This window comes from Streptomyces actinomycinicus (assembly GCF_016741775.1).
Classification (GTDB): domain Bacteria; phylum Actinomycetota; class Actinomycetes; order Streptomycetales; family Streptomycetaceae; genus Streptomyces; species Streptomyces actinomycinicus.
In genome coordinates, this window is sequence record NZ_JAERRK010000051.1 from 1 (window position 1) to 3,657 (window position 3,657).

The window sequence follows — 3,657 nt, forward strand, 5'->3', positions numbered from 1 at the left end:
GAACCAGCCGTACAACCCGGACGAGGTCCGTGAGGCCCTGCAGATCGGCCCCGACACCCCGATCATCACGACCGACGCCCGCCACCGCGCGGACGCCAAGTCGGCGCTCATCACGCTCGTGGAGCACGCGCTGATGGCGCGGCTGCGCTAGCGGTCGTGCACGAGGGGCCCTTTCCGCACGGAGAGGGCCCCTTTGTCGTACCCCGCTGCCACACTGGTCCCGGACGTGATCGAGGGGGCGGACGATGAGCGCTGAGGCGGCTGCGTTACGACTGGGGACGACCGTGGCGAGGGCCGCGGCCCAGACGTGGCTCGGAGGGAGACGGCGGGAGCAGGAACGCCGGACGGACATGGCCGGGCTGGTCCGGCTGCGGGTGCCGGGGCTGCGGTTCCAGCGGGGCGTGCAACGGCAGTTCGAGGAGATCGCGGACGCGGTGTACGACCGGCTGGCGCCGTTCCTGGAGCGGGAGTTCCCGGCTCTGGAGGAGAACAGCCGACGGGCCGTGATCGACGGCGTGTGCGACACGTTCGCGGCGGCGGACCTGTCGGACGGGGCGGTGCTGGCGGCGGACGCGAACCCGGCCGGGATCGTGCGCCGGGTGACGCGTTCGGTACGGCCGCCGGTGGGCCTCGGTGAGGCGGAGACCCGTCTGTTCGAGGTGCTGTTCGCGGAGTGCGTGGAGTACTACCTGCGGATCGTGCGGGGCCTGCCGGTCTACGAGGAACGGGCCCTGACCGAGCTGCTGGGCCGTACGACGTCCCTGGGAGCGGAGATCGCGCGGGTGCTGGAGCGGTTGCCCGACCGCTCCCTGTTCGCGCCCGAGGGGACGGACCGGGACGCCGACTTCCGGCGCCGCTACCTGGAGCTGGTCAGCACGAGCCTGGACGAGGTGGAACTGTTCCGGCGCACCTCCGACCGGGCGGGGGCGCAGGTGCGGCTGTCGGTGGCGTACGTGAGCCTGCGCGCCACGGGCGACGACGCGGCCCGGCGCCGCCCGGCCCGCGCCCTGCCCGTGCCGCGGCCCGACATGAGCGACTGGGAGGAGCCCGGGGGCGACAGCGCCGGGATGCGGGTGGAGGCGGCCCTGGGCGGCGCCACGCGGGTACTGCTGCGGGGCGAGGCGGGATCCGGCAAGACGACGCTGCTGCGCTGGCTGGCGATCACGGCGGCGCGCGGCGCCTTCACCGGCGAGCTGGCCGGCTGGAACGGTCTGACACCGGTGTTCGTGAAGCTGCGCGAGCACAGCGGGCGGGAGCTGCCGAGACCGGAGGCGATGCTGGACTCGGTGGCCGGGCAGATCACCGGCGTCATGCCGAAGGCGTGGGTGGAACGCCAGCTCGCCGACGGCCGGGCGCTGCTGCTGGTCGACGGCGTCGACGAACTGCCGGACGGCGAGCGGCGGGGCGTACGGGAGTGGCTGCGCGGGCTGCTGACGGCGTACGGAACGGTACGGGTCGTCGTCTCCTCGCGTCCGGCTGCCGCACGCGCCGACTGGCTGCGCCGCGAGGGGTTCACGGCGCTCCACCTGGACCGCATGGCCCCGCCCGACCTGGCGGCCTTCGTACGGCAGTGGCACCGGGCGGTACGGGAGCTGGGCGAGGACCTGCCGTGCGCGCCGGAGGAACTGCCGCGTTACGAGCAGTCGTTGCTGACGAGCCTGAAGGACCGCCCGCACCTGCAGTCGCTGGCGGGCACGCCGTTGCTGGCGGCGATGCTGTGCGCGATGCACCTCAACCGGGGCAGCCAGCTCCCGCGGGACCGGATGGAGTTGTACCGCAACGCCCTGCACGCCCTGGTCCACGAACGGGACGCGGACCGGAACGTGCCGAGCGCGGCGGACAGCCGGCTGAGCCTGAACGACAAGCTGGTGCTGCTGCGGGACCTGGCGTGGCGGCTGTCCGACAACAACCGCAGCGAGATCGGGCTGGAGCAGGCGGCGGTGCACATCGGCCGGAAGCTCATGGGGATGCGGCATCTGGAGGAGCAGGCCGGGGCCCGGGTCCTGGAGCAGCTCCGGGACCGCTCGGGGATCCTCCGCTCGCCCGCCGAGGGCCGCCTGGACTTCGTCCACCGGACCTTCCAGGAGTACCTGGCCGCCGAGGAGGCCACGGAGGAGGACCGCATCGGCAACCTGATCGAGCGGGCCCACCTGGACCTGTGGCGGGAGACGGTCGTCATGGCGGCGGGCCATGCGAACCGTCCGCAGCGGGAGGAACTGCTGGGCGGCGTCCTGGACCGGGCTCGGGCGGAGCCCCGGTACGGCAGGAAGCTGCGGCTGCTGGCGGCGGCCTGCCAGGAGACGGTGCCGGAGGTCTCCGACGGGCTCGCCGGGCGGCTGGAGGAGGCGGTGTCCGGGCTTCTCCCCCCGCGCCGCCGGACGGACCCGCCCGCGCTGGCGGCGGTCGGATCGAGTCTGCTGCGGAGACTGCCGCGCTCGCTGGAGGAGCTGACGTCGAAGTCGGCGGTGCAGACGGTGCGGACGGCGGCGATGATCGGCGGGCAGGAGGCGCTGGGGCTGCTGGAGGGGTACGCGGCGGACCGGCGCCGGGACGTGGTGGCCGCGCTCGTCGACGCATGGGCGTACTTCGACGCGGACGCTTACGCCGAACGGGTGATGGACGGGCTCCCGTTGCACCAGCACGCGGTGGTGCTGACGCACTCGGCCCAGCTGGGGGCGGCGGCCCGGCTGAGGTCGCTGACCACACTGAAGATCATGTTCGGCCTCCCGGACCTGGCCGTCCTCGCCGGGTTCCCCCCGCTGGAGGAACTGACCTGTCAGGTGCGGGGCACGGCCGACCTGTCGCCGTTGACGGGGCATCCCCGGCTCAGGGAACTCCAGCTGTTCGGTGAGGTCTCGTTCCGGCATCCGGAAGCTCTGGCGGAGCTTCCCGAACTGCGCCTGCTGCGGCTGCCGCTCCCCGGTCCGGACGGCATCGAGGGCCTGCCGGTCCTGCCGGAGCTTCCCTATCTGTCCCTCGCGGGCGTCACGGCGCAGACGCGGCTGGACTTCCTGGTCCCGTTCGGTGCCGTCGAGCTGCTGTGCCTCGTCGGGGACCCGGGCAGTCAGCTGCCGCAGCTCGCGCCGCTCTCCTCGCTGACCGGCCTGCGCACGCTGATGCTCTACAGCTTCGAAGCGCGGCGCCTGCCGGAGCGGCTGGTGCCGGTCTGTCCTGAGCTGAACACTCTCGGCCTGTACGACTGCCTGCTGCCCGACGGGCTCGACGGCCTGCGTGCGCTGGCCGGGCTGAGATGGCTGGAGCTGCAGGACTGCGACACGGCCGAGGGACGCGTGAGCGGACTGGACCTGCCACCGCGGCCCCGCCGCTCCGGGAGGAGTGGCGGGGCCACGGTCACGCGTGAGGGTCACGGTGCCGGCCGTGCGCGGCCGGGGAACGCCGGACCTCAGTGCCAGCTGTGCGGCGCCCGGAAGCCACCCTCGCGCTCCAGGCGGCGCCAGCCCGCCTTGGCGCGGCCTCGGTGGGTCTGGGCCGTGGGCTCGGGACGGGCGGCGGCGCGGGCCATGAGGACGGCCGTGATGGCGGCGACTTCCTCGGGCTCGGCGTGGCCCTTCTCGACGCGGATGTCAGGAGTGCTCATGGGTGTCAGTCTCCGTGGGAGTCGGGTCCGCGGGGTTGCCGCGGCGGGTCCGCCGGGTT

At 73.7% G+C, this 3,657-nt stretch carries 1 protein-coding gene and 2 pseudogenes; 2 read left to right on the plus strand and 1 reads right to left on the minus strand.

Translation table 11 applies throughout. The annotated features are described in order from the left end of the window. Both JK359_RS38365 and JK359_RS40525 read left to right on the plus strand, forming a co-directional pair. A pseudogene (locus JK359_RS38365) lies at positions 1-151 on the plus strand (ATP-binding protein); the annotation flags it as partial. 94 nt (positions 152-245) lie between these two features. Then, positions 246-2,045, plus strand: a pseudogene (locus tag JK359_RS40525) (NACHT domain-containing protein); the annotation flags it as partial. Between the two features lie 1,358 nt (positions 2,046-3,403). Here the strand turns inward: JK359_RS40525 and JK359_RS38375 are convergent. Continuing rightward, complete coding sequence (locus JK359_RS38375; RefSeq protein WP_201844348.1) at positions 3,404-3,598, minus strand: acyl-CoA carboxylase subunit epsilon; 195 nt, start codon at positions 3,596-3,598, stop codon at positions 3,404-3,406. Positions 3,599-3,657: the final 59 nt, after the last annotated feature.

Coding starts and splice junctions, on each gene's coding strand:
- JK359_RS38375 (WP_201844348.1), bottom strand. CDS start 3,598: ATGAGCACTCCTGACATCCGCGTCGAGAAGGGCCACGCCGAGCCCGAG.